We start from the raw sequence: 2347 nt of genomic DNA on the forward strand, positions 1-2347 counted from the left end.
GTACGCGCAAATGTCCACAAAACTTGCCAACCCGGCCCCATTGGGCCTGATGGGTTTCGGTATGACCACCATTTTGCTTAACATCCACAATGCCGGTTACTTCCCACTGGATTCTATGATTCTGGCAATGGGGATTTTCTATGGTGGTCTGAGTCAGGTTATCGTCGGCATCATGTGTTTTAAGCGTGGTGACACGTTCGGCACGACAGCATTTACATCATACGGTCTGTTCTGGCTGACGCTGGTGGGATTGATTGTGATGCCGAAGATGGGGCTGCCAGCCAGTCCGGCGGGCTTCATGGGTTGGTACCTGACGTTATGGGGTATCTTTACCGGCTTTATGTTTATCGGCTCTTTGTGCTACCCAGTAGCGAAGCAAGTGGTGTTCGGCTCGCTGACGATCCTGTTCTTCTTACTGGCTGCGCGTGATTTCACCGGTAGTGAGCTGATCGGCACTATCGCTGGCTTTGAAGGTATTTTCTGTGGTGCGAGCGCAGTGTACTTTGCCATGGCGCAAGTGCTGAATAATGAATACGGTCGCACTATTTTGCCAATCGGCGAAAAGAAAAAAGCGACAGCCGCGAGCACACAGGAAATCGCAGCGTAATTCCTTCTTCGGTTGGGATACTCAAACGGGAAAAATAAAAGGGTTAGCCAATTGGCTAACCCTTTTTGTTTCCACTGCCTTTTCTATTTTTATCACACTTTTTGTGTTTGCATCTTTATCACGTAGAAGGTTGTTCTACCGTTGCAGAGTCTTGCTCGTCTGCTTGCGGAGTTTTACCCGTTTTACGTGTGTATTTTTCCTCCCAGTAAGTGGCACCTTTGATACCAAGTTGTACTGGGTTGAACAGGAAATCGGTGACACCGCGTTTCTGTTGCTCTTCGTAATCCTGCAGCGCTTTCAGGGCAGGTTTCGACATGAAGAAGATGATCAGAATACCGACAATGTTCAGCCAAGCCATCAGGCCAACACCCACATCACCCATCGCCCACGCCAGATTGGCGGTTTTTACCGTTCCGTAGAACACGGCACTGATAATGATGAGTTTCAGGACAAACATCATGCCATTTACTTTAAAGGTACGACGAATATAAGCGATGTTGGTTTCTGCGATGTAGTAGTACGCCAGAATCGTGGTAAAGGCGAAGAAGAACAGCGCCACCGCGATGAACGGTTTGCCGACGCCTGGTAGGGCGGTTTCAATCGCCATCTGAGTGAAGACCGGGCCGTTAGCACTGATGTCGGCGGCAATGTTCTGCACCAGGAAGCTACCTTCTGGGCCAGCGACGTTGTAGGCACCTGTGATCAGAATCATGAACGCGGTGGCTGAACACACCAGCAGAGTATCGATGTAGATAGAGAACGACTGCACCAGACCTTGCTGCGCTGGGTGATCGACACTGGCGGCCGCGGCTGCGTGAGGCCCTGTACCCTGACCGGCTTCGTTGGAGTAAACACCACGTTTAACACCCCAGCCGATGGCTGCGCCGATACCGGCCATTGGTGTGAACGCATCACCGATGATCATGCCCACAATGCGTGGCACTTCACCGATGTTCAGCAGAATAATCACAAACGCTGTGACGATGTAGGCCAGCGCCATGAATGGCACGACAATCTGAGTGAAGTTAGCGATACGTTTTACACCACCGAAGATGATGAAGGCCAGGATGACGGAGACAACTGTACCGGTCAAAATTTTAGCAAAACTGAAGGTACCGATTGCAGTGTCAATCATTGGGCCAGAACCAAACGCCGCTTCTACTGCGTTACCGATACTGTTCGACTGAACACCCGGTAGCAGAACACCACAGGCAAAAATGGTCGCAATCGCGAAAACCCAAGCGTACCATTTCTGGCCCATGGCTTTTTCAATGTAGTAAGCCGGACCACCGCGGAACTCGCCTTCGTCTTCTTCTTTATAAATCTGTGCCAGCGTTGACTCTGCGTACGCGGTCGCCGCACCGAAGAAGGCCACGACCCACATCCAGAAAACCGCGCCTGGACCACCGAAACCGATGGCAGCTGCAACGCCTGCGATGTTACCTGTACCAACACGACCGGATAGCGATACCGCCAGCGCCTGGAACGACGAGATACCCTTAGTGGAACTTTTGCCCGAGAAGAGCAGACGCCACATTTCGAAAAAGTGACGGATTTGAACGAATCGCGTCATTATCGAATAAAACAAGCCGGCACCCAGACACAGATAGATCAGGGCAGGGCTCCAAATAATTCCATTCAGAAAATCAACAAAAGACTGCATGAGTATTTTCCCTGTTTAAATTAAACGATGTTGTGGTTGTGATGTTGTGTTTATTTTATGAACGACATACTAATCTT

Annotated in this window: 2 protein-coding genes; one reads left to right on the top strand and one right to left on the bottom strand. The window is 50.3% G+C overall.

The window, feature by feature from the left end; genetic code table 11:
* Nucleotides 1-10: 10 nt before the first annotated feature.
* Nucleotides 11-607 carry an acetate uptake transporter gene (locus CAG65_RS03900; protein WP_161452313.1) on the top strand — a complete coding sequence of 199 codons (597 nt, stop codon included), beginning with the start codon at nt 11-13 and terminating at the stop codon, nt 605-607.
* A gap of 118 nt (nt 608-725) precedes the next feature.
* Here the strand turns inward: CAG65_RS03900 and CAG65_RS03905 are convergent, their stop codons facing one another.
* Entirely contained in the window at nt 726-2270 is a 1545-nt protein-coding gene (locus CAG65_RS03905) for an alanine/glycine:cation symporter family protein (RefSeq protein WP_161452314.1), read from the bottom strand.
* Between the last annotated feature and the right edge of the window lie 77 nt (nt 2271-2347).

The organism is Vibrio sp. V39_P1S14PM300 (assembly GCF_009904765.1).
GTDB lineage: Bacteria > Pseudomonadota > Gammaproteobacteria > Enterobacterales > Vibrionaceae > Vibrio > Vibrio proteolyticus.